The sequence below is a fragment of the Sorangiineae bacterium MSr11367 genome (assembly GCA_037157805.1).
Taxonomy (GTDB): domain Bacteria; phylum Myxococcota_A; class Polyangia; order Polyangiales; family Polyangiaceae; genus Pendulispora; species Pendulispora rubella.
This window is the reverse complement of the sequence record CP089983.1, coordinates 2,458,811-2,482,410: the sequence shown is the minus strand read 5'-3', so window position 1 is coordinate 2,482,410 and position 23,600 is coordinate 2,458,811. Positions and strand designations below refer to the sequence as shown.

Here is a 23,600-nt window from a genome sequence, read left to right as displayed (position 1 = left end):
AATGGTTCCCCCAGAATGTTTGCGCTCCGAAGGCGCCCGTACGGAACATGGCGCCTAATCTTTTCCGGTATCGAGACTTCCGTCTCTACCAGTGTGCGCGCTTCTTACTGACCATCGCCATTCAAATGCAGAGCGTGGCCGTCGCGTGGCAGGTCTACGACCTCACGCGGCGACCTCTGGATCTCGGCTACGTCGGTCTCGCGCAGTTTCTCCCGCTGGTGTGCCTTTCGCCCATCACCGGCGCCGCGGCGGATCGCTTCGATCGACGCCATGTGGTGCTGGTGACCAACCTCGGCATCGCCCTCTCGGCGGTGCTCCTCTTCACGTCGGCCATGGCGCATGTCGAGCACGCGTACTTCATCTACGCGATCCTCGCGTTTTTCGGCACCGTGCGCGCCTTCTCCGGACCGGCGGCCTCCGCGCTGATCACGCACCTCGTGCCGATGGAGGAGTTTCCGCGCTCGGTCGCATGGAGCTCCACGGTATGGCAAATCGCGACGGTGCTCGGGCCTGCGTTGGGCGGCATCGTCTATGGCCTTTTCGGCGGGCCCGCAGGCGTCTACGCCATCAGCGCGCTGCTCGCCACCGCGGCCTTCACGTGCGTGCTCGCGCTCAACGTGCGCACGGGGCGCATGGAGCGCACGGCCACGTCGCTGGCCACGCTTTCGGCGGGCGTGCGCTACGTCTTTTCGCAGAAGCTCCTTCTCGGATCGATCACGCTCGACCTGTTCGCCGTGCTGCTGGGCGGCGCTGTGGCACTTCTGCCGATCTTCGCCCGCGATATCCTGCACACGGGTCCGTGGGGCCTCGGCCTGTTGCGCAGCGGCCCGGCATTGGGCGCATCGATGATGGCCATCTGGCTGGCCTTCCACCCGCTGCGGCAGAAGGTGGGGCTGCTCATGTTTGCGTGCGTCGGCCTCTACGGCCTGGCCACCATCGTCTTCGCCGTGTCGCAGACGTACGTGCTCTCGCTGCTGGCCCTCGTGGTCGCTGGCGCCTCGGACATGGTGAGCGTGGTGGTGCGCGGTACCCTGGTGCAAATCGCCACGCCACCTGCGATGCGCGGACGGGTGAGTGCGGTCAACCAAGTCTTCGTCGGCGCCTCCAACGAGCTCGGCGAGTTCGAATCGGGCCTCACCGCCGCGTGGCTCGGCGCGGTACGCGCAGCCGTCCTGGGCGGCGCCGCCACATGCATCGTCGTGCTGGCCTGCATGAAGCTCTTTCCAGCCCTCCGCAACGTCGACCGCATCGACCGCGTCCCCCAAGGCAACCCCTAGGAGAGAGAGAGAATTCACAGGAAGACGGGAAGACGGGAAGGGGTTCCGGCGCGAGGCAGCGCGGAACGCTTTTTTTGGGGTTCAGTTGGCCAAACTGGGCCAATTGAAATCCTAAAAACCTTCCCGTCTTCCCGTCTTCCTGTGAATTTCTCTCTTCTCTAGCGGAGGGCGGCGGTGATGGTTTCGGTGATGTATTGGGCGGCGAGGGCGACGGTGCGTTCCGTTCCGCCTGGATAGCGGGGGATGGGGGGCGCGACCTCCATGATGTCGCCCGCACAAAGGTGGAACTCCTTACCCAAGCGGTGGATTAGGCCGAGCACGAAGTCGGGCTGCAGGCCGTGGGGCTCGGGTGTGCCGGTTGCATCGGCGAACTGATCGTCGGTGCCGTCGATGTCGTTCGAGAAGTAAATGGACTCGATGCCGCGGGCCAAAAGGTGTTCCACGATGGCGTCGATGGCGGCCGCGGGATCGCGATTGCATTCGTCGGCCCAAAACTGCCTCACCCCTACGTCATTTTCCCAATGCGCGCGCGGGTGGCGGGTGGCGCGAATACCGACTTGCACCATATGGTCGGGTCGCGCGAGCAGGCGGCTCGCGTGGTAGCTCCATGTCGCAAAACAATAACGAATACCGAGTCTTTCCTCGAGCAAGTCGGTATGCGCGTCCATTTGGACGATGCCCCAGGCTGGTTTGGCTGGTTTGGCTGGGTTGGCTGGGTTGACCGACGCCGCGCGCGCGCGGGCCAACGCCGCCGACACGGGCCATGCGCACGAATGGTCGCCGCCCAAAACGATGGGAACGACCTTTGGGTTGATGGCGAACAGCAAATCGATGGCGCGCTCCAAGATGGAAAGCGGCGAGACAGGCAGCGAGGCCCGAACCGCGGGCTCGACCCCGGGATAGAGCGCCCGCGCCGAGGCTTCCCGCTGCGCGGGCGCCAGCATGTCGTCGTGGAGAAGCTGCGGCACGACGAAGACATCGCCGGCGTCCACCACCCCCGCCGGTAGGCCGCCTCCCGTCTTTTTGGCCTTCAACAGCTCCTGCCGAATCGCCTGCGGCCCCATGTTGGCACCCCGCAAAAACCCGGCTCCAACGTCGGATGGCGCACCGAGAATGACCACCTTCGCCGCTGCAATTTCAGCCAGTGCGGCACGCCATTTTTGTCCTACCTCCTCCTCAGTTGCTGCACCGTAGATGGTTTTTTGCAGCTCGATTTGCTCGGCGCGCCCGGTCGAAACCAGGAAAAGACCACCGCCGGCGGGGCGAAGTAGGGTTGCAAGCTCCTCATACGGATTCATCGGCGATCATGGTATGGTCGACCGCGCCTCGGCAAAAAGTCCAAAATAGACAGTTTCTATATCGAGGAGTCGGATGAAACAGATCGCGTTGACGGCGGCGGCAACCATCACAGCCTGGCTCATGGCTGGATGCGGTTCGTACCCTGCGCCAAATGGACGCCTTGCAGATTCCCAAGCGTCCGTACGTGCGGCCCAGGAAGTAGGCGCTCAGAACAACCCGCAAGCCGCGCTTCACTTAAAGTTGGCCCAAGAGCAGATCGACCAGGCAAAGGCACTCATCAACGACGGCGACAACAAGCGCGCCGAGTTCGTGCTCCTTCGCGCCGAGGCAGACGCCGAGCTCGCTGTGGCCCTGGCGCGCGAGTCCACGGCACGCGCGGAGGCTCAACAAGCGCTGGACGAGCTCAAGTCCCTCAAATCAGGAGACAGGAAATGATTCGGGCGTACCCCAAGACCGTCGGATTGGTGGCCTTGAGTCTCCTCGTCGGGTGTGGCTCCACCCCGCCGCCGAAGGAGCTGTTGGAGGCGCGCACGGCCTATCAAAAGGCGCAGACGGGCCAGGCCAACCAGGTGAACCCGGCGCAAGTGCACGTGGCCAAAGGCTCGCTCGATCAGGCCGAGAAATCCTACGACGACGAGCCGGGCTCGCCGGAAACGCGCGACCGCGCGTACATCGCGCTTCGCAAGTCGCAACTCGCCGATGCGCAAGCCGGCATGATGGTCGCCGAACGCCAGCGCGAGCAGGCGCAGAAGGAGCTCCAGACCACGCAGGTAGCGATGGGCAGGAAGACGGAGCGCGAGCTCGAAAGCGCGAAAAAGCAGCTCGAGCGCTCGCAGCAGCAGCTCGAGGACGAGCGTCGCCGCACCAAGGAAGCGCTCGACAACCTCGCCAAGATGGCGGAGGTCAAGAACGACAACCGCGGCATGGTCATCACGCTGTCGGGTCAGGTTCTCTTTGCCTCGGGCGCGTCGGCGTTGTTGCCGGCGGCCATGAGCGCACTCGACAACGTCGTCACCGCCCTGAAGGCCAACCCGGATCGCAGCATCACCGTCGAAGGCCACACCGACTCGCAGGGTCAGCGCGGCTTCAACATGGATCTCTCGCAGAAGCGGGCGGATTCCGTGCGGCAGTACATCATCTCGCACGGCCTTCCTCCGGAGATCGTGAAGGCGGTGGGCGTCGGCCCCGATCGGCCCGTGGCCAGCAATGGCACCGCGGAGGGGCGTGCCAACAATCGGCGCGTCGAGATCATCGTCTCGCCGCCCGAGCGCAAGTAGCATCCCCGATCATCCAATGTAGTCCGAGGCACGCGCATTGCTCTCAGTGCGCGTGCTGGTAGCCCCTCCCTCCGCCCCTCCTGGCGTGTTGGACGGGTGCCGACCAGCACGGTGCACAATGGCCTGGACACAGAGAGAACGAGAGCTACGCGAGGCCGGTATTCCTCTCCGGTCGGACGCTTCCCTCGCCGCAGGGGCCATCTCGGGGGCGGCAGCCGGTATCAGCGTAGGCGCATTTGCAGGGCCATCGGGCGCAATGATTGGCGCGTTCCTCGGGGGCGCGGTCGGGGTCGCAGCGGGACGCGCGATCGAAGTGCGGACCGCTCAGGAGGACTTCGTTCAGGAGCGCCTGGACGAGGAAATCGGCATCATCGGCGGCGACCTCGGTGCCGGGGACGTGCCGCGCTCGCGACGAATCATCGAAGGAGACGACACCTGACGCCTACCTGAGGCAGGTGCACTTGACGGCAGCTGACTTCGCCGTTCTCCTACGAGAACCATGATCAGCGTTACCGAAGGGCTCGCCGGGCTGCGCATCCTCGTGGCCGTGGCCAAAGCGGATGGCCGATTGCTCGACGAAGAGCGGACCGCGCTCGAGGAGGCGCTCGAGGGCGTCTCCCTTCCCGACGGCGTGACACTGGAAACGCTCCTCGAGGAGGAGACCGACGTCGAAGAGCAAATCCAGCGCATCGTCTCCCCCGAGGCTCGCCGCGAGACGTACGACGCGGCGGTGAGCATCGCGCTCGTCGACGGCGAACGGGTCGCGCAAGAGAACGCGATCCTCGATCGCATGAAGCTCGCCTTCGGCTACGCGGCCTCCATCGTGCCACCGGCCCCGCCAGTCGCGCATGCGGTGGCGGAGGCCGTGCAACCTCCGCAGCCGCGCAGTGGCTTCCTCGCGGATCTGGTCAACGAAACGAAGGACACCATCCTTCCGAGCAACATCAAGAAGGTGCCCGATCCGAAACGCCGCGCCGCCGAGATCGAGGAAGACGTCTTGAAGTACTCGATCATGAGCGCGGTGCTCGGAGCGTTCCCCGTTCCCGGCGTGGCCATCGCCACGGACGTCGCGGTGGTGGCCTTGCAGGCGAAGCTCGTACGCGACATCGGCCAGTACTTCGGCAACACGATGGACAAGAAGGCGGTGAGCTCACTCCTCGGCGGCGTCGTCGGCGGCACGGGCATGCGCATCGCCGTGAACAACTTGGCGAAGCTCGTTCCCGGATGGGGAAGCGTCGTGGGCGCCACGACATCGTTCGCGACGACGTGGGCCATCGGCAAAGTGGCCGAGCGCTACTTTGCGAGCGGCGGGACCGTGCCCGTCGCCCAGCTTCGCAAGGAATTCAAAGACGCGAAGAAGGACGGCAAAGAGGCTTACGACAAGAACAAAGAAAGCGTCGAGGCCAAGGCGAGTCGCACCAAGCTTGCGCTGGAAGCGCTCAACGCCGACCTGCAAGCCCAGCGGATCTCCCAGGACGAGTACGACGAACGCGTGGAAAAGCTTGCTTAGGTTGGGAAGCGTTCTTACTCAGTGATGGTCCCCCCTACCCCGGCTCCTCCGGAGGGGGCGTTCATCGCAAAGACCGCTTACGGTCGGAAGTTGGAGAACTCGAACGATGCAAGGTGGATATCCTCCTCCCCCTGGACAGGGTGGTCCGAATCAACCCGGCGGCTACGGCCAGGCGCCGGGCGGGCAAAACCCATACGGCGGCGGCTACGGGCCTCCCCCTCCCGGCGGGCCCATGGCCCCGTATCCGGGTGGTCCAGGCGGCGTCCCCGGTGCAGGCCCGGGCGCACCCTACGGTGTCGATCCCGTCACGGGGCTCCCCTTCTCGGACAAGAGCAAAATCATCGCGGGCATTTTGCAGCTGCTCATCGGCGCCTTCGGCGTGGGCCGCTTCTACACGGGCCACACGATGATCGCGATCGCGCAAATCGCCGTCACCTGGCTCACCTGCGGCGTCGGCGTGATCTGGCCCATCGTCGACGGCATCATGATGCTCACGGGCAAAGTCACCGACGCCCAAGGCCGCCCCCTCCGCGACGGCACTTAACGCACTCGTCGCTAAGGAGAGGATTCACAGGAAGACAGGAAGACGGGAAGGTTTTGACGTTTCCAGTTTGCCTAGTTGGCCAACTGGAAACCCCAAAAAAAGCGTTCCGCGCTGCTACGCGCCGAATCCCCTTCCCGTCTTCCCGTCTTCCTGTGAATTCTCTCCTCTTTAGTCGCGTCGATGCGCGATTTCGGGGGCTTTTTGGAAGAAGGCGTTGCGCTGCGGATCGTTGTAGGCGCGGTAGTCGGGGGCCCAGGGCGTGATGGTGCTCGTGCCGTCGGGGTGCAGTTGCAGGGTGAGCGCCATCGGGGTGACGGTGCGGTAGCTGCTGTCCACGGGGAGGTCGTTGTTGTCGCGACCGCCCGCGGAGAAGAGCGTGAAGAGCTGCGCGTGCTCGTCGTCGTACGTGCGCTCGAAGCCGCTGTTCACCTTTTCGTGGCCGCGCACCAGCGTGTGGCACCCCATGCGCTGCAAGAAGGCGCGCAGTTGCAGCTTCCCAAAGGGGAAGCGCGCCGATTTCTCCTGCAGATCGGCGGGCACCACGTCCACCCGACTCGGATCGCTCCACATCATTTGGAAGCGTAGATCGGGGTCGTTGAGCGTCGAGAGATCCCGCCATCGCTCTTTGATGAGGCGATCGCGCGGGATGCCGCCGTGCACGAAGAAGAATCGGTCGAAGAGCAACGTGTTGGGCAGCTGCTCGAACAGCCGCGCGTAATGGCGAAACACGTCGAGCGGCAGGTGCGGCTTGAGCGTGTTGATCGACTCGGCAGGCTTCACCCCGCCGTACACGTTGCCGTTGTACTCCACGTAGTACTCGTGGTTTCCGCGCAGCACGACGACGTGCTCCGGCGCCGTGGCAAAGAGCTGCAACACCGTGCGGAGAACGCCGTTCAGGCTGAAGAGACCGCGATCGATGTAGTCGCCCAGGAATACCAACTTGGGCTCGGGCACCGCGTCCGGATTCTGCCGAAACGCCGTCACCTTCTCGAAGAAACGGGATTGAATCAACGTGGCCTTCAGGACGCTATAGCAGCCGTGCAGATCGCCGAGCACCGTGAGCTCGTAACCGCGCTTCGGGACCGGCCGCACCACGTACGTGTAGCCATCGAGGAACGACTCGCCCGCGGGGATCTCCGCGATGTTGCTCTTGCCGGTAAGCTTGCCTTTTCCGCCTTCGCGCTGCTTGTCCAGAATGGCCAGCACCCGATCGAGCAACACGCGATCGCGCGAGGCTTGCTCGAGGATCTTCTTGCGGTCCGCCGAGTAGTGAAACTCCGCCGGCACGAAGAACGGGTGGTTCTCGCCCGTCGACGGTGGCTTGCGCGGCGCCTCCACGCGCACGTGCGCGACCGCTTCGTCGTCGTCGACCAGCTCGAGTTCGACCTCCGTCGACAGAAGCGCGGCAAGCTCACCGCGAAATTTCAGCTCTGCGGGGTGCGCATGCCCGTCGGCCAGCAGAAGCTCGTCGATCGTGGCCATGAGCTGTTCTTGTCCCGCGCGATCGAAGCTTTGAAAGATCTCGAAGCATCGAACTTTGAGCTTCGTGTGGACGAACGCCGAAGGCTCTTCGTCCTTCTGTACCGGCTCGGCGAAAAGTTCCTGGATACGGAGATCGATCCCTTCGAACACCTCATGAAAATGCGCAGTAAATTTATCGACGATTTCGGCCCGAAACGACGGATCCGCGTCGACCATGGTTGTGTCGGCGCGGTGCTCGACGAGCTTGCGGATGTACGCCCTGACGAAGGACTTCTCGCTCGCATCGAAGTCGCCATCGATGTACCCGAATGTCGTCAGGTAAAAGATGATGGCGTGCATCTCCTGCTCGGCCTTGTCGGGATCTGGGCTAAACGTCAACATGGCGCCCACCATCATAGACAACTATTCTGTGAAGCATGAGGGGAAGGCTGCTTCTTCGTGAAGCGACGGCGTGTGCTGCGCTCGTTGCTACCGTCGCGATCGGATGCGGAGGCAACAACGGATCGCCTCCATCGGCGCCCGGTGGCGAAGATCCCGCGGGTGGTGGCGGCAACGGCAGCACTGCGGGAGGCGGCGGGGCGATCAACTCGAACTGCACCGTTTTTCCCGCGGACAATCCTTGGAACCGGGACATCTCCAACGCCCCGGTCGATCCCAACTCGGACCAGTATGTCGCGTCGCTGGGACGCGACAAGAAGTTGCACCCCGACTTCGGCTCCAACCCGAGCTACGGCATTCCGTACATCGTCGTGCCAGGTACGCAGCCTAAACTTCCCGTCAGGTTCGAGGAGCCACGCGAGAGCGATCCCGGACCGTACCCCATTCCGCTGAACGCGCCGGTCGAGGGTGGAAATCCCACGGCGGGCGATCGGCACGTGCTCGCCATCGACCGCGAGCGGTGCGTTCTCTACGAGCTGTACGCGGCCGAGCCCAAATCGGACATGTGGCACGCCTACTCCGGGGCGGTCTTCGACCTGCGGTCCAACAAGCTGCGCCCAGACGGGTGGACATCGGCCGACGCCGCAGGATTGCCCATCCTGGCAGGGCTCGTGCGGCACGAAGAGGCAGCCGCCGGGGAAATCCGGCATGCCCTCCGGTTCACGGCCAACCGGACCCAGAACGCCTTCGTCCGGCCAGCGACCCACGCGGCCGGGAGTACTTCGGACGCCAACGCTCCGCCCATGGGCGCCAGGTTCCGGCTCAAAGCCAGCTTCGACACCTCGAAATTCCGGGGTTCCGCGAAGGCCGTGCTGACCGCATTGCGGCGATACGGCATGTTTCTCGCGGACAATGGGTCCAGTTGGTACCTCTCGGGGGAGGCCAACTCCAAGTGGGACGACGACGACCTGGGTCAGCTCAAAACGATCCCCGGGTCGGCCTTCGAGGTGGTCGAAATCGACGAGATCGTCAAAAATCCACCGTGAATCGTACAAGCACGCATTGCTTGCTATAAACTCTGTGTGAGATGACCGCAGTCGTGAGCGGGCGTACAAGCGCATCGAAAGTAGCCAAGTGGCTCGTCGACCGCGCGCGCGTCGATGACGCGATCATGGTTCTCTGCGCCTATGCGTCCACGGGCCCGAACGACGCCGAGGGGCAGCAGCTGCTCGCCGAAGCGCTTCGGCTCGACCCGGCGTCGCCCGTGGCGCGGCAAGCCTTCGAGCGCATGGAGGGCATCGACGGAAACCACAGCCTGCTCGAGCAGGCCATCGTGCGCTTCGACGGCAATGCCATCTCGCAGTTCGAGCGGCAGATGCAGCCGGCGACGTTTGCCCGGGCGCAGGTCGGCTTCAACAACAACGTGAAGTACAAGGGCCGCGTCTTCCACGTGCAGACGGAGGACTCGGGGCTCGACAAGCCGCACATCATCACGCACCTGTTCGCCGACGGCGGGCGCATCATCAAGACGCACAAGCGCAACTACGGCGAGCACGTGGGCCGCGAGGACAACATCGCGTTGTTCGTGCGCACGCTCATGAAGGGGCAGCACATGGAGATGCTGCTCATGCTGCGCGAAGGCCGCTGGGACGAGGTCATCGAAGGCCGCGCCATGGGCGGCATCGACGTGCTCACCGAGCCACCGAACGTCGACGTCAAACGCCTCACGAAGCGTAAGACGAAGGACAGCGCGCCGGGCGAAATGGCTTCGGCATCCAGCGCCGCGATGCTGAAGGCGGAGCCCATCCCGAGCAGCCTTTCGATGCCGGCAGCCGCGCCCGCGGCCGCGCCCTCCCAGCCGGCCGTGGTGGAGGCGCCAGGTTCGGAGCCGGTGATCGCTCCGCCGGACAGCGAGACGGCTCCGGCCACGGTGGTGGACCCGACGGCGGCCTTCGCCGCGCTCGGTGCGGGTCCCGCGAGCGTGGCCTGGGGCGCCGCCAACAAGAGCCAAGAGGTTCTGTTCCACCTCCTGGTGCAACGAAGCTTGGTGGGCGGGCCGGACAAGTACGGCGTGCACGAGAAGGAAGCGATCATCGGGCGCGATGGGTCGATTCAGATCTCGGACGCGTTTTGCCATCCGAAGGAAGCGGTCTTCCGCTTCGAGGACGGGCGCCTCTGGCTCGAGGACTTCGACGGCGGCAACGGCGCCTTCTTGAGGATTCGATCGCGGGTGGAGTTGACCGCCGGGGACGAGTTCATCGTGGGCGATCAATTGTTCCGCGTGGAGAAGAATCCCGTGGCCGACGACGAGCCGGATCCCGACCCGACGTATTTCTATTCTTCGCCCAAGTGGCCATCGGCGTTTCGGGTGGTGCAGGTTTTCGAAGGCGGCGCGGTGGGCGCGTGCGCGGTGGCGCGGGGCGGCATGGTGCAGATTGGATCGGCGATTGGCGATATCGTTTGCCCGAACGATCCGCTGCTGAGCGAACAGCATTGTGTGCTGGAAGAGCAGGCGGAGGTCGTCGTTTTGACGGATCTCGATTCGCGCACCGGGGTTTTCGTGCGGCTCCAGGGAGAGGGCGAGTTGCTCGATGGGGACGAAATCTTGGTCGGGCGGACTCGGCTGCTTGTGGACTTAAGCCCCTGGGAAGCCCGATGATGTGCGAATGCCAAATAGCTTTCGACGGAACATCGTCACCGCGCTTGTCCTATCGTCGTACCTGACGACACTCGCCCCCTCGGCGTTTGCGCAGTCAGGGCCTGCGGCGCAGCCCGGGCCGGACGCCGTTTATCTCAAGGACAATAATGTCCTTCGCGGAACGCTGAGCGAGATCGTCGTGGGCGATCACGTGACCGTGATGCTGACGACGGGGCAGTCGGCGCGGATTCTTTGGTCCTTCGTGGCCCGCATCGATCACAACGGGCAGCCGGTGGATCTGTCGCGCGCTCCGCAAGCGCCCGTGCCTTCGGCCACGGCACCGCAGGTGACCACGGAGCCGTCGGGCAGCGTGACGGTGCACATCGATGGCGGCGACGTGGCCATCGAGCAGATGCGCGGCGGCTGGGTTGCGGTGTGCTCGACGCCATGCGATCGGGCGCTGCCCATCGGGCCGAGCTACCGCATCGTGGGCGACGGCGTACGCGCATCGCGCGCGTTCATGTTGGGCGGGCAAAACGGCGATCGCGTGGTGCTCGACGTGGACACGGCGTCGAAGGGTGGTTTCGCGGGCGGCATCGTTCTCATCAGCCTCGGTTCGCTCTTCTTCGTCATCGGCGGGTTCACGCTGTTGGTCGTAGCCTTGGCGAACGCCGCCAACACCGGCAACACGGGTTCGGCGGAGGCGGTCGGCTGGACGATGTTCGGCGGCGGCGCCGTGGGCGTTCTCACCGGCGTCCTGCTCATGACGAGCAACTCGAGCACCAAGGTGACGCAATCCCTGGAGCCCCGCAAAGTGTCATGGCTCACGGGCTTCGATGGGAAGAAGGCCGAAGGCCAACCACGCCTCCCGACCTTCCGGGAAGAGACCGCGGCCGCAGCGAGCCTCCCGAAGCCGATGCTCGTGCCGATCTTCGGGACGACATTCTAGACGCTGCTCCCAGAGAGAGAGTTCACAGGAAGACGGGAAGACGGGAAGGAGTTCCGGATCGAGGCAGCACGGAACGCTATTTTTTTGGTTTCCAGCTGGCCCACGGGCGCCGATGGAAATCCCAAAAAACTTCCCGTCTTCCCGTCTTCCTGTGAATTCTCTCTCCTGCTTCTAGCGGGTGCGCAGGAACATGGCCCAGACCGAGAGGCCGGCGAGCAGCGACGTGAGGCCGCCGATGAGGGCGTAGGCGCCTAGCTTTTTGCGCTCGGGCGGGGCGCGGAGGAGCATCACCACGCCCACGCAGGTGAAGGCGAAGCCGAAGAAGGCTGCGGCCGCGGCGAATAGGAGGCCGGCGAACATGCCGACTTCGCTCAAGGCTTCGGCCATGTGCGAGCGATCTGTTTCCTGTGTTTCGTCAGGAACGCGTAATCCGGATCGGAACGAACCGATCGGCGCGGCAGTTCCATGCGTATGCAAACGTCAGGCGGTAAATGACGAAGAAGCCTACGGTCGTCCAGACCGGGAAGGTCCAGAGGCTTACGCCTTCGCCGTGGCCTGAAATCGCGAGCATCGCGTTCATGAAGGCTCCGGTGAAGACGCCGTAGAGCGTGGCGAGGAGGGCGACCCGCTTCGAGGTCATGCGCTCGTACGGCTCAGGGCGCAAGAACAGGAACGGCCACCAGTTTGAATCCATGTCGCTGAGGAAATTCAGAACGTCTTCGACTTGTCGCACTTGATCTACTGCTCCGATTCGAAAGAAGTAGCATGCGCAACGCAGTGCGTCCCGTCTTAGCCGGGATCCCCCTACGCAACGAGGCCACGGTGACCAACATTCTAGAGTTCGCGCTCGATAAGATCGATGCAGACCTCCACTTTCTGATGGCGCGTCTGCGCGAAATGCTCGAGGAAACTGGCGAAAAAGAGCGGGCACGGCGGCTGCCCTTCGTGGGGGACGAGCCCGTGAGTGTGAGAGATGCGGGTGATGTAGCCGCACTGACGCTTGCGTTTCAGTTGCTGAATTTGATCGAGGAAAACGCATCGGCTCAAGCGCGGCGGCAGCGCGAAGAACGGCAAGGCCTTCTGCGTGAGCCAGGCCTTTGGGGCCAGAACCTCAGGCAATTGATCGAGCTGGGGCTCTCGCCGCAAGCCATTGCCGATGGCCTGGCCCAAGTGCGCGTCGAGCCGGTGCTCACGGCCCATCCGACGGAGGCGAAGCCCGCGGACGTGCTCGGTCAGCAGCGGCAGCTCTACTTGCTGCTGGTGCGACGAGAGAACCAAATGTGGACGCCGAGCGAGCAGGAGGACATCGGCGACGAGATCAAAGCGACCCTCGAGCGCATCTGGCGCACGTCCAAGTTTCTCCAGAAGAAGCCCGGCATCGCCGACGAACGTCAGAATGCGCTGCACTACCTGCGCAACGTGTTTCCGGAAGTGCTTCCGTGGCTCGATGCGCGCCTGCGCCACGCGTGGGTCGAAGCTGGACTCGATCCGCAGCTCCTCGGCGACCGCATGCCCGAGCTTCGCTTCGGCAATTGGATCGGCGGCGACCGCGACGGGCACCCGCTCGTCACGGGCGAGGTCACGCGCGAAACGCTGATGGAGTTTCGCAAGGCGGCGCTCGACGTGCATCGCGAGAAGCTGACCCGGCTCGCGAAGCAGCTTCCGCTGAGCGATCTCATTCAGCCGGCGCCGGAGTCGCTGCGCGAGGCGCTGGACAAGATGCGCGAGCGGCTCGGTGACGATGCGCGCCGCATCGCCGCGAAGTTCCCGGGCGAGCCGTGGCGGCAGTTCGTGCACGAGATGATCGCGTGGCTCGAGCACTACGCCGGCCCGCACGAGCTCATCGCGGATCTCGGGGTGCTGACGCAGTCGCTCGAAGAGATCGGCGCGGGACGGCTGGCGCGGACGTCGGTGCTCCCGGTGGTGCGGGAGGTGAAGACGTTCGGCTTCCACCTGGCTGCGCTCGATGTGCGGCAAAATAGCAAGTTCCACGATCATGCTCTGGCGCAGCTTCTGTCGGCCGCGGGCATCGATGGCGCGGGCTTTCCCGATTGGGACGAGCCGCGGCGCCGGGCGCTGCTCGATGCGGAGTTGCGGAGTGCGCGGCCGCTCGCACCGGTGGGCGCGTCGGTCGGAGAGCAAGCCGACAAGACGCTCTCGGCGCTGCGCGCGCTGGCGCAATACCGCGATGCGCACGGTTTGGATGGACTGGGCTCGCTCATCGTGAGCATGACGCGCAACGTCTCCGACCTGCTCGTGGTGTACCTGCTCGCGCGCGAGGTGGGGCTCGCGCGCATGACGCCGCAGGGACTCGTGTGCGACATGCCGGTGGTGCCGCTGTTCGAGACGCTCGAAGACTTGGAGGCAGCACCGCGCATCCTCGATGGGTTCCTCGATCATCCGGTGACCAAGACGAGCCTCGCGGCGATGCGTGCGCGCGGCGACGGCCATGTCGAGGTGATGCTCGGCTACAGCGACAGCTGCAAGGATGGCGGCATTCTCGCGAGCCAGTGGGCGGTGCGGCGCGCGCAGGAGAAGATCACCGCGGCGCTCAAGTCGCACGGGCAGTCGCTCCGGTTCTTCCACGGGCGCGGTGGAACGGTGAGCCGCGGGGCGGGGCCGACGCATCGGTTCCTCGAGGCGCTGCCGCATGGATCGCTCTCGGGGCACGTGCGGGTGACGGAGCAGGGCGAGACCATCACGCAGAAGTTCGCGAACCGCATCACGGCGACGTACAACTTGGAGCTGTTGCTCGCGGGCGTTGCCGCTACCACGATGCGTCACCGCTTTGCGCCGCCGCCGCGCGACGAGGAGCTCGGCGTGCTCATCGATCGACTCGCCGCCTCGAGCCGTGACGCGTACCGCGCGCTCTTGGCGGAAGATGGGTTCCTCGACTACTTCGCCGAGGCCACGCCCATCGATGCCCTCGAGGTCGCGCACATCGGCTCGCGTCCGGCGCGGCGTACGGGACGGCGGTCGCTGGACGATTTGCGTGCGATTCCGTGGGTTTTCAGCTGGAATCAGTCGCGCCACTACCTGCCTGGTTGGTACGGACTGGGCACGGCCCTGGAGGCGCTCGGGCAGAGCGATCCGCAGGCGTTCCAGCACGTGAAGGAGGAGGCGCAGACGGATTCCTTCCTTCGCTACGTGATGAAGAACGTCGAGAGTGCGGTGGCCTCGACGGCGCTCGACATCGTGGCCCAGTATGCCAATTTGGTGGGTGACGCCGCGGTGCGTGAGAAAATTTTCGGGATGGTCGCTGCCGAGCACCGGCGCACCGTGGCCATGATCGAGCAGATTTTCGGCTCGCCGATGGAGGAGCGGCGCCCGCGCATGTGGAGAACGTTGCGCCTGCGCGACGAGGGATTGCGTGCAGTGCACACGTTTCAAATTCGCGTGCTGCGCGAATGGCGCATGTGCAAGAGCGAAGGCGATGCGGTCGGCGAAAATGCCATTTTGCCGAGCGTGCTGCTCTCGCTCAACGCGGTGGCAAGCGGGCTGCGCACCACGGGATGATCTCCCCCACCCCGGGGGGGGGCACCTGGGGCGGGAGGGAGCCCTAACGGGTTGACATGGCAGCGGAGTTCCGTGTTGGATTACGCTCGCCGGGCATTGGAAAATCTCGAACTGCCGGGGGAATCTCACGACGCGATCCCGATTGTCGCCCTTGATGGGGTGACCAAGTCCTTCGGGGCGGTCCGCGCCTTGCGCGGCGTGTCCCTTCGGCTGATGGGCGGCGAAGCGCACGCGCTGCTCGGCGAAAATGGCGCCGGAAAGTCCACGTTGATCAAGGTGCTCGCCGGCGCGCACCGGCCCGATACGGGGACGGTGCTCGTGGATGGTGCGCCGCGAAAATTCTCGGGACCGGCGGAGGCGAAGGCGGCCGGCATCGCGGTCATCTACCAAGAGCCCACCCTGTTCGGGGATCTCTCGGTCGCCGAGAACGTCTTCATGGGGAGGCAGCCGCTCAAGCGCGGACGCCTCATCGACACGAAGGCCATGCGCGCGGCCAGTGCCGCGCTCTTCACGCGGCTCGGTGTCGATCTGGACCCGACGCGCCCCGCACGAGGGCTCTCCATCGCGGATCAACAGCTCGTGGAGATCGCGAAAGCCTTGTGCTCCGATGCACGCGTGATCGTCATGGACGAGCCGACCGCGGCGCTCTCGGGGCCCGAGGTGGAGCGGCTCTTCGGGGTGGTGGGGGCGCTGCGCGAACACGGGGCGGCGGTGCTCTTCGTCTCGCACCGCATCGACGAAGTGTTCGCACTCTGCCAGCGGGCGACCGTGCTGCGCGACGGCGGGTTCGTTTGGTCGGGGCCCTTGTCGGAGCAGACGCCCGACGGTGTGGTGCGGCTCATGGTCGGTCGCGAGCTGGGTGCATTGTTTCCGAAGCAACAGGTGGACGCCGGCGAAGTCGTGCTCTCGGTGCGGCGCCTCACGCGCGAGGGCGTCTTCACCGACGTCTCGTTCGAGGTGCGCGCGGGTGAGATCGTGGGGCTCGCGGGCCTCGTCGGGGCGGGACGCAGCGAGGTGGCGCGCGCGATTTTCGGCGTAGACCGCGCGGACGCGGGCGAGGTGCGGGTGCGCGGCCACGTGGTGAAGCGCGGCTCGCCCACCGCCGCGATGGATGCGGGCATCGGCTTCGTCCCCGAGGATCGGCGCCAGCAGGGCCTGGTGATGGATGCCTCCATCGAGCGAAACGCCGCACTGGCGTCGCTCGGACGGCTCGCGCGCATGGGGTTCCTCCGCGCGAAGGATGAGCGCGCGCTGGCTCGGGACTGGGCGCTCAAGCTGCAACTGAAGTTCGCCAAGCTCACCGATCCGGTGGGCGTACTCTCCGGCGGCAACCAGCAGAAGGTGGTGCTCGCGAAGTGGCTCGCGCGAAGGCCGCGCGTCATCATGGTGGACGAGCCCACGCGCGGCATCGACGTGGGGACCAAGGCCGAGGTGCACCGCCTCTTGTCGTCCTTGGCCGCCGAAGGTGTGGCTATCTTGATGATCTCGTCGGAGCTTCCCGAGGTGCTGGGCATGGCCGATCGCGTGCTGGTCATGCGCGAGGGCCGGCTCACCGCGGAGTTCGCGCGCGCCGAGGCCACCGAGGAGCGGATTGCCATCGCCGCGACGGGCGTAAAAGGAGGAGCGGCATGACCGGCCTTCTCGAGTGGGCGCGGCGCATCCGCGAACTGGGCATTCTGCTGGCGCTGGGCCTGGTGGTGCTGGTGACGGCGATGAGCAACCCGCTGTTCGTGAGCGGCCAGAGCGTGCGCGATTTGCTCCTCAACACGTCGCTGGTGGCGCTGCTCACCGTCGGGCAGACCATGGTCGTGCTCACCCGCAACGTGGATCTCTCGGTGGGCTCGGTGCTCGGGCTTTCGGCGTTCTTGACGGCGGGCATCTTCGTGCGCCATCCCGAGCTTTCCATTCCGGTGGGGCTCGCGATCGGCGTCGTCGTCGGCGCGGCGTGCGGGGCGCTGAACGGCGCCTTGGTCGCGGTGGGCCGCGTTCCGAGCCTGGTGGTCACCTTGGGCACGCTCTACGTGTTCCGCGGTTTGGACTACGCGTGGGCGCAGGGCAAGCAGATCAACGCGGGCGATCTGCCGGATGCCCTGCTGGCCATGGGCGGCGGGCGCTTCCTCGGCGTGCCGTACCTGGTGCTCATCACGCTGGTGGTCATCGCGGTCGCGGCGCTGCACCTGCACGGCTACCGCTCGGGGCGGGAGCTCTACGCCATCGGGTCGAATCCCGAGGCGGCGGTGCTCGCCGGAATCGCGGTCCGGCGACGCGTCCTCACCGCATTCGTCGCGTCGGGTGCGGTGGCCGGCCTCGCGGGCACGCTCTGGGCGGCACGCTACGGAACGGTGGATGCCACGGCGGGAACGGGGCTCGAGCTCCAGGTGGTGTCGGCCGTCGTCGTCGGCGGTGTGGCCATCTTCGGTGGCAGCGGCACCGTCACCGGTGCCGCGCTCGGGGCGTTGCTCCTGACGACGATCAGCAGCGCACTCATCGTGCTGCGCATTCCCGCGTTCTGGCAGCAAGCCATCACGGGCGCGCTGCTCCTGGCAGCCATCGCGCTCGATCGCATCGTGGCGCTCCGCTTGGCCGCCACCCTGCGACGGCGCTCCCGCGGGGTATCGGCATGAAGGCCAAAGACTTTCTGCGCTGGGAAACGGCGCTGTTCGTGCTGCTGGTGCTCATCGGCGTCGTGGGCGCGGCGCGCACCGGCGGCGGGTTTCTCGCAGGGCAGAACCTCTTTTACCTCGGCCTGGACATCGGCGAGATCGCCATCATGGCGCTCCCCCTCACCTTGGTGATCGTCGCGGCCGAGATCGATCTTTCCGTGGCGTCGGTGCTGGGGCTCTCGAGCGCGTTGATCGGCGCGCTGTGGAACGCGGGCTGGGCGCTGGAGACGATTCTGCCGCTGGTGCTCCTCGTCGGGGCCGTGTGCGGCGCCTTCAACGGCGTGCTCGTGACCCGCATGGGCCTTCCTTCATTGGCCGTCACCATCGGAACCTTGGCCCTTTACCGCGGGCTCGCGCTCATCGTGCTGGGCGATCATGCGGTGGCCGATTTCCCTGCAACCTACACGCGATTCGGAACGACGCCGCTGCCGGGCACGCCCATCCCCTACCCCATCGCGTTGTTCGGTGTGCTCGCGGTCGTCTTCGGCCTCTTGCTGCATGCGACCGCGTTCGGGCGGGCGGTGTTTGCGCTGGGGGCCAACGAGGAGGCGGCGCGCTTCTCGGGCATCCGCGTCAAACGCAACAAGGAGATCCTCTTCGTCCTGAGCGGCGTGCTCTCGGCGCTTGCGGGCATCGTGTACACGTTCCGCTTTTCGAGCGCGCGGGCCGACAACGGTACCGGGCTCGAATTGGCTGTGGTGGCGGCGGTGCTGCTCGGCGGCGTGTCCATTTTTGGCGGGCGCGGGACCATCGGCGGGGTCATCTTGGCCGTGTTGGTCCTTGGCGCACTGCGCAATGTTTTGATCCTTGCCGACACCTCGACGGAGGTGCTTACCGTCGTAACCGGCCTGCTTTTGCTGGCCAGCGTTCTGGCGCCGGCTATCATCCAAGGCATATTGAATCGTTTCAAACGTCCCATCGAAGGAGCGCCGTCGTGAACACGAGCAAGACCCTCATCCGTACCTTCGTCACGCTTACCTCCGCGGCCGCGCTGCTCACGGGCTGTGGCAAGACGACGAAATCCGACACCGGCGGGGGCGCGCCATCGGCTTCGGCCAGCGCCGCGACCAACAGCGCCGCGCCATCTGCAAGTGTGGCGGTCGCCAATCCCAGTGCGCCGTTGGCGAAGGACCTGAAGATCACGTTCCTGCCGAAGAAGGTAAACATCCCTTACTTCTCGGTGTGCGAGACGGGCGCGCAGAAAGCGGCGGCCTCGCTCGGCGAGCAGCTCAAGGCCACGGGCCCGTCGGACGCGAGCGCCTCGTCGCAGGTGACGTACATCAACACGGCCGCGCAGCAGGGACAAAATGCGCTGCTCATCGCGGCCAACGACTCGAACGCCGTCGCGCCCGCGTTGAAGGCGGCACGCGCGCGCGGCATGAAGGTGGTGGCGTTCGACTCCGACGCCGCGACCGACGCACGTGATGTGTTCATCAACCAAGCGGCCACCGAGGACATCGGCGTCGGGCAGGTGAAGCTCATTTCGGATGCCATCAAGGGCACCGGCGAGATCGCGATTCTGTCGGCGACGGCCAACGCGACGAACCAAAATGCGTGGATCGCGGTGATGAAGAAGGAGCTCGCGAAGCCGGAGTACGCGAACGTCAAACTGGTGGACATCGCCTACGGCGACGACGACGACCAGATCTCCTTCCAGAAGACGCAAGGTCTCTTGCAGGCGCACCCCAAGTTGAAGGGCATCATCTCGCCGACGACCATCGGCGTCGCCGCAGCCGCGCGCTACCTCGATTCCTCCGAGTACAAGGGCAAGGTCGCCGTCACGGGCGTCGGCACGCCGAACCAGCTGCGCAAGTTCGTCAAGAACGGCACGATGGCGTCGTTCGCCCTCTGGGATCCCGCAAACCTCGGCTACCTCGCGACGTACGCGGCCGTGGCGCTGTCTTCGGGGCAGATCACGGGCAAGCCGGGCGAGAAGTTCAAGGCGGGCGATCTGGGCGAATACACCATCGGCGCCAACGGCGAGGTCGTGCTCGGACCGCCGATCGTGTTCACCAAGGAGAACATCGACAAATACGACTTCTAGTCGGTTCTACGGCCAGAAGTTTTTACAGGGAGATCGGGAGATCGGGAGCAGTGAATTTTTGGGTATTGAGTGGGGCGACCCACTCCACCAAAAAACCTCCCGATCTCCCGATCTCCCTGTTCAAATTCTCCTGAGTCACCAGACGCTAATTGGGTTTTCCTCGCGATGCGCGTAGCCACGGCGTGGTCATGGGTTCTCGGCGGCCGCGGAGCCAGTAGGTTTTCATGGGGCCCTTGCCCTTGACGTCGATTTCGCCGCGCTCTTCGAGCTCGTAGTTGTCCTTGATGCGCTCGTAGGTTGCCTCGGTGACTTGGATGGCACCTGCTCGGACCGCCGATCGTGTTCACCAAGGAGAACATCGACAAATACGACTTCTAGTCGGTTCTACGGCCAGAAGTTTTTACAGGGAGATCGGGAGATCGGGAGCAGTGAATTTTTGGGTATTGAGTGGGGCGACCCACTCCACCAAAAAACCTCCCGATCTCCCGATCTCCCTGTTCAAATTCTCCTGAGTCACCAGACGCTAATTGGGTTTTCCTCGTGATGCGCGTAGCCACGGCGTGGTCATGGGTTCTCGGCGGCCGCGGAGCCAGTAGGTTTTCATGGGGCCCTTGCCCTTGACGTCGATTTCGCCGCGCTCTTCGAGCTCGTAGTTGTCCTTGATGCGCTCGTAGGTTGCCTCGGTGACTTGGATGGCACCTGCTCGGACCGCCGATCGTGTTCACCAAGGAGAACATCGACAAATACGACTTCTAGTCGGTTCTACGGCCAGAAGTTTTTACAGGGAGATCGGGAGATCGGGAGCAGTGAATTTTTGGGTATTGAGTGGGGCGACCCACTCCACCAAAAAACCTCCCGATCTCCCGATCTCCCTGTTCAAATTCTCCTGAGTCACCAGACGCTAATTGGGTTTTCCTCGTGATGCGCGTAGCCACGGCGTGGTCATGGGTTCTCGGCGGCCGCGGAGCCAGTAGGTTTTCATGGGGCCCTTGCCCTTGACGTCGATTTCGCCGCGCTCTTCGAGCTCGTAGTTGTCCTTGATGCGCTCGTAGGTTGCCTCGGTGACTTGGATGGCACCTTCGACGCCGTGGGATTCCATGCGGCTCGCGGTGTTTACGGTGTCGCCCCACACGTCGTAGATGAACTTCTTCTTGCCGATGACGCCGGCCACCACGGGGCCGGTGTGCATGCCGATGCGGACCTGAATGGGCTCGCCGAGTTCGCGGCTGAAGTCCTCCATGTAGCGGCACATCTCGAGGGCCATTTCGGAGGCGGCGTGCGCGTGGTCGTCTTTCAAGGTGGGGAGGCCGCCGGCGACCATGTACGCGTCGCCGATCGTCTTGATCTTCTCGAGGCCGAGGCGATCCGCCAAGTCGTCGAAGGTGCTGAAGATGGCATTGAGGCGGCGCACGACCTCCGCGGGGGAGAGGCGCTCGGACATTTTGGTGAAGCCGACGATGTCCGAGAAGAGAACGGTGACCTGGGCGAAGCCGTCGGCGATGGTGCGGCCTTGTTCGCGTTTGAGTCGCTCGGCGATCTTCGCCGGGAGAATGTTGAGTAAGAGGGCCTCGCTTCGCTCCTTCTCGAAATCGAGCTGGTCCATCTGCTCGTAGATGGTGCGGCGTTGCAGGAAGGCCTCGCGCGCCTGCATTTCGAGCTGGTGCGCGACCAGGGTGCCGATGCCGCCGAGCACCACGATGGTGAGCAGCATCGAGATGCGCACCATGGGCGCGGCCTGCACGAGCACCAGGTCGAAGAGCACGTACACGAAGAGCGTGAGCAGGGTGTACATCGCCTGCGTGAAGACGTTCATCTTGGCCACGAGTGGTCCGAGCGTGACGAAGAGAATCGCGAACGAGCAGTAGATGAAGTACCCGTGCATCGGCGCCACGGCCGCAATGGCGATGACCACGACGTTGCACGCCATGCCAAAGACGAGCATCGCCGGCTGGTGCCACTGTTCGTAGTGCTTGGAGTACATCAACGCCACCACGAGCGCCGCCACCGGCCCGAACACGCCGTACCGCAAGGTCCAGGCAAAGGTCCGAATGGTCGGAATCACCAGCGCATCATGCAGGCCGTACGCCAGGAACGCCGCCGCACTCAAGGCCATGCTGAACCGGGTGAAACTCTTGATGCCCCGCTCGAAATGGTCCGCGCGAAACTGCTTCTCGAGCCCGCGATTGACGAACGTCGCAAAGATTCGGTGGGTCCGTGCGTCCATCGAGCTCTTGTCCGGAGCAGCCTAGCACGCCTCGGCCGATGCAACTTCGACGCACCGTTCCATGGCCGAGGTGTGGGAAAGATAACTTTACATGGCGCGGTGAAAGCGATGAGGGGCTCGGTGCGTCCAAGGAAGCGGTGATGAAGCGGACAGGATGGCTCGTAGGGGTCGTGGTGGCGGCGGCGGGGTGTGCGGCGAGCGGGCCCTTGGCGCGGGGGCCGGCGGCGGCGAGCAAACCCGTGGAGGCGCCGCGGCCGGTGTTGATGCGGTCGGCGGAAATCGATGCGCGGATGCGCGCGGCGTGGAAGGAGAAGGGGCTCGAGCCGGCGGAGCGCGTGGACGATGCGGGGTTCTTTCGCAGGGTGAACCTCGATCTGACCGGGCGCGTGCCGAAGGCGGAGGCGGTGGACGCGTTTCTCGCGGACAAGGCGGAAGACAAGAGGGCGAAGACCATCGATGCGCTGCTGGCGAGCCCGGAGTATGCCGAGCATTTCACCAACTATTGGGACCGCGTTCTCATGGGCCGCAACGTGCGCAAGCACGTGGACCATGCGGAGTTTCGGCGCTGGCTCCACGAGCAGCTCGAGAAGAACGTCGGCTACGACGTGTGGGTACGCGAGCTGGTGTCGGCCACGGGGCTCACCTCCGCGCCGCGCATGGCCGAGCAGCCGGTGAACGGCGCGGCCAATTGGTACTTGCGTTACATGGATAACCCGCCAGACCTGGCGGGTACGACGTCACGTCTGTTTCTTGGAGTTCGGATTCAGTGTGCACAATGCCATGATCACAAAACGGAAAAGTGGACGATGTCCGATTTTCAGGGCTTCACCGCGTCGTTCCTGCGAACACGCGCGCAGCTCTTTTATACGGACGACAAAGACAAGAAGGGCCTGCGGGCGTACGACGTCGAGGATCTGGAGCGGTCCCCCGAGGGGAGGCTGACGCGCCCGCGCCGCGCGGCGAAGCGCATGGATATTGCGGAATACAAATCGGCCGCGCCGCGCGCGCTCGATGGAACGGATCTTCTGAGCGGCGGCTCGAAGCCGCGTACGGCGCTCGCCGAGTGGATCACCCGCAAGGACAATCCTTGGTTTGCGCGGGCGATCGTCAATCGGGTGTGGGGCGTGATGCTCGGGCGCGGATTCTCGGAGCCGGTGGACGATCTTCGAGAGTCGAATCCGCCAGCGATGAAAGATTTACTCGATACGCTTGCAAGCGACTTCGTGACCAGTGGATACGATCTCAAACATCTATTGCGGCTGATCGCCAATGCGGAATCGTACCAACTCGCTGCACGCCCCAAAGGTCAACGCGGAGATGGCGCGCTTTGGTCGTATTTTCATATGGACCAACTCGGGCCGGACGAGTTGCTCGATTCGCTGGTTCGTGCGACGGGGCTTCCGCGGGAAAAGGTGGAGAGGCAATTCACGTTTCTCTTCGATGTCGACGAGGAAGACGACCACGACGACGAGTTCGATGGGACCATTACGCAGGCCCTGTGGTTGATGAATGGGAAGGTGATGCAACGAAGCATTCAAATTGCGCCGGGCAGTGCGCTGGCGCAGGTGTTGTCCAAGCCGGGCGGCGACGAGGGGAAGATACGTGCATTGTACATGCGCACGCTTTCGCGTCCTCCCACGGACGCGGAGACCGCGCATTGGGTGGGGTTTCTCAAGCCCCCCCGCCCCGGCCCTCCCCCTGCGGGGGAAGGAGCCGATACGGTGCGTCGGCGCTACGAGGACCTGCTCTGGGTGCTTTTGAACTCCAGTGAATTTCTTTTCAACCACTGACGAGATGGG

General features: G+C 64.7%; 20 protein-coding genes. 15 read left to right on the top strand and 5 right to left on the bottom strand.

The window, feature by feature from the left end:
• The first annotated feature begins 47 nt into the window (after positions 1–47).
• Positions 48–1,277 carry an MFS transporter gene (locus tag LVJ94_09805; GenBank protein ID WXB07527.1) on the top strand — a complete coding sequence of 410 codons (1,230 nt, stop codon included), beginning with the start codon at positions 48–50 and terminating at the stop codon, positions 1,275–1,277.
• Between the two features lie 158 nt (positions 1,278–1,435).
• On the opposite strand, the gene LVJ94_09800 is transcribed toward LVJ94_09805, so the two are convergent.
• Positions 1,436–2,575, bottom strand: coding sequence for an arginase family protein (locus LVJ94_09800; GenBank protein WXB07526.1), 1,140 nt, complete (start codon positions 2,573–2,575; stop codon positions 1,436–1,438).
• 73 nt (positions 2,576–2,648) lie between these two features.
• Here LVJ94_09800 and LVJ94_09795 point away from each other — a divergent pair, with 73 nt between their 5' ends.
• The 5 genes from LVJ94_09795 (at position 2,649) to LVJ94_09775 (ending at position 5,907) form a co-directional block, all read left to right on the top strand.
• A complete protein-coding gene (locus LVJ94_09795) occupies positions 2,649–3,011 on the top strand; it encodes a DUF4398 domain-containing protein (GenBank protein ID WXB07525.1) in 363 nt (120 codons plus the stop codon).
• Positions 3,008–3,853 carry an OmpA family protein gene (locus LVJ94_09790; protein ID WXB07524.1) on the top strand — a complete coding sequence of 282 codons (846 nt, stop codon included), beginning with the start codon at positions 3,008–3,010 and terminating at the stop codon, positions 3,851–3,853. Before LVJ94_09795 ends, LVJ94_09790 begins: the two co-directional genes overlap by 4 nt.
• Before the next feature lie 118 nt (positions 3,854–3,971).
• Positions 3,972–4,292, top strand: a complete 321-nt coding sequence (locus tag LVJ94_09785) for a hypothetical protein (protein ID WXB07523.1) — start codon at positions 3,972–3,974, stop codon at positions 4,290–4,292.
• A 60-nt stretch (positions 4,293–4,352) separates the two neighbouring features.
• Positions 4,353–5,363, top strand: a complete 1,011-nt coding sequence (locus LVJ94_09780) for a TerB family tellurite resistance protein (GenBank protein ID WXB07522.1) — start codon at positions 4,353–4,355, stop codon at positions 5,361–5,363.
• Positions 5,364–5,469: 106 nt separating this feature from the next.
• Positions 5,470–5,907, top strand: coding sequence for a TM2 domain-containing protein (locus tag LVJ94_09775; GenBank protein WXB07521.1), 438 nt, complete (start codon positions 5,470–5,472; stop codon positions 5,905–5,907).
• A gap of 168 nt (positions 5,908–6,075) precedes the next feature.
• Here the strand turns inward: LVJ94_09775 and LVJ94_09770 are convergent, their stop codons facing one another.
• A complete protein-coding gene (locus LVJ94_09770) occupies positions 6,076–7,770 on the bottom strand; it encodes a serine/threonine protein phosphatase (protein WXB07520.1) in 1,695 nt (564 codons plus the stop codon).
• A 35-nt stretch (positions 7,771–7,805) separates the two neighbouring features.
• On the opposite strand from LVJ94_09770, the gene LVJ94_09765 reads away from it, so the two are divergent.
• The 3 genes from LVJ94_09765 to LVJ94_09755 are packed head-to-tail and all read left to right on the top strand — an operon-like array spanning position 7,806 to position 11,354.
• Positions 7,806–8,813 (top strand): hypothetical protein, encoded by a 1,008-nt coding sequence (locus LVJ94_09765; protein WXB07519.1) that lies wholly within the window; start codon positions 7,806–7,808, stop codon positions 8,811–8,813.
• Between the two features lie 53 nt (positions 8,814–8,866).
• Complete coding sequence (locus tag LVJ94_09760) at positions 8,867–10,426, top strand: FHA domain-containing protein (protein ID WXB07518.1); 1,560 nt, start codon at positions 8,867–8,869, stop codon at positions 10,424–10,426.
• A 7-nt stretch (positions 10,427–10,433) separates the two neighbouring features.
• Positions 10,434–11,354, top strand: coding sequence for a hypothetical protein (locus LVJ94_09755; GenBank protein WXB07517.1), 921 nt, complete (start codon positions 10,434–10,436; stop codon positions 11,352–11,354).
• 171 nt (positions 11,355–11,525) lie between these two features.
• Here LVJ94_09755 and LVJ94_09750 read toward each other — a convergent pair whose 3' ends face one another.
• Both LVJ94_09750 and LVJ94_09745 read right to left on the bottom strand, forming a co-directional pair.
• Entirely contained in the window at positions 11,526–11,741 is a 216-nt protein-coding gene (locus LVJ94_09750; GenBank protein WXB07516.1) for a hypothetical protein, read from the bottom strand.
• Between the two features lie 28 nt (positions 11,742–11,769).
• Positions 11,770–11,994 carry a hypothetical protein gene (locus LVJ94_09745; protein WXB07515.1) on the bottom strand — a complete coding sequence of 75 codons (225 nt, stop codon included), beginning with the start codon at positions 11,992–11,994 and terminating at the stop codon, positions 11,770–11,772.
• A 182-nt stretch (positions 11,995–12,176) separates the two neighbouring features.
• Here LVJ94_09745 and LVJ94_09740 point away from each other — a divergent pair, with 182 nt between their 5' ends.
• The 5 genes from LVJ94_09740 to rhaS all read left to right on the top strand — a co-directional run bounded on the left by LVJ94_09740 (position 12,177) and on the right by rhaS (position 19,577).
• Positions 12,177–14,870, top strand: coding sequence for a phosphoenolpyruvate carboxylase (locus LVJ94_09740; GenBank protein ID WXB07514.1), 2,694 nt, complete (start codon positions 12,177–12,179; stop codon positions 14,868–14,870).
• Between the two features lie 159 nt (positions 14,871–15,029).
• Positions 15,030–16,502 (top strand): sugar ABC transporter ATP-binding protein, encoded by a 1,473-nt coding sequence (locus LVJ94_09735; GenBank protein WXB07513.1) that lies wholly within the window; start codon positions 15,030–15,032, stop codon positions 16,500–16,502.
• The gene (locus LVJ94_09730; GenBank protein WXB07512.1) at positions 16,499–17,494 is read left to right on the top strand and encodes an ABC transporter permease; all 996 of its coding nucleotides are present in this window, start codon (positions 16,499–16,501) and stop codon (positions 17,492–17,494) included. The genes LVJ94_09735 and LVJ94_09730 overlap by 4 nt, the downstream gene beginning before the upstream one ends.
• Positions 17,491–18,471: an ABC transporter permease gene (locus tag LVJ94_09725; protein WXB07511.1), complete on the top strand. Its 981-nt coding sequence runs from the start codon at positions 17,491–17,493 to the stop codon at positions 18,469–18,471. The genes LVJ94_09730 and LVJ94_09725 overlap by 4 nt, the downstream gene beginning before the upstream one ends.
• On the top strand, positions 18,468–19,577 hold the full coding sequence (gene rhaS / locus LVJ94_09720) for a rhamnose ABC transporter substrate-binding protein (protein WXB07510.1): 1,110 nt from the start codon (positions 18,468–18,470) through the stop codon (positions 19,575–19,577). The genes LVJ94_09725 and rhaS overlap by 4 nt, the downstream gene beginning before the upstream one ends.
• A gap of 901 nt (positions 19,578–20,478) precedes the next feature.
• Here the strand turns inward: rhaS and LVJ94_09715 are convergent.
• The gene (locus LVJ94_09715) at positions 20,479–21,801 is read right to left on the bottom strand and encodes an adenylate/guanylate cyclase domain-containing protein (protein WXB07509.1); all 1,323 of its coding nucleotides are present in this window, start codon (positions 21,799–21,801) and stop codon (positions 20,479–20,481) included.
• Positions 21,802–21,941: 140 nt separating this feature from the next.
• On the opposite strand from LVJ94_09715, the gene LVJ94_09710 reads away from it, so the two are divergent.
• Entirely contained in the window at positions 21,942–23,591 is a 1,650-nt protein-coding gene (locus LVJ94_09710) for a DUF1549 and DUF1553 domain-containing protein (GenBank protein WXB07508.1), read from the top strand.
• Positions 23,592–23,600: the final 9 nt, after the last annotated feature.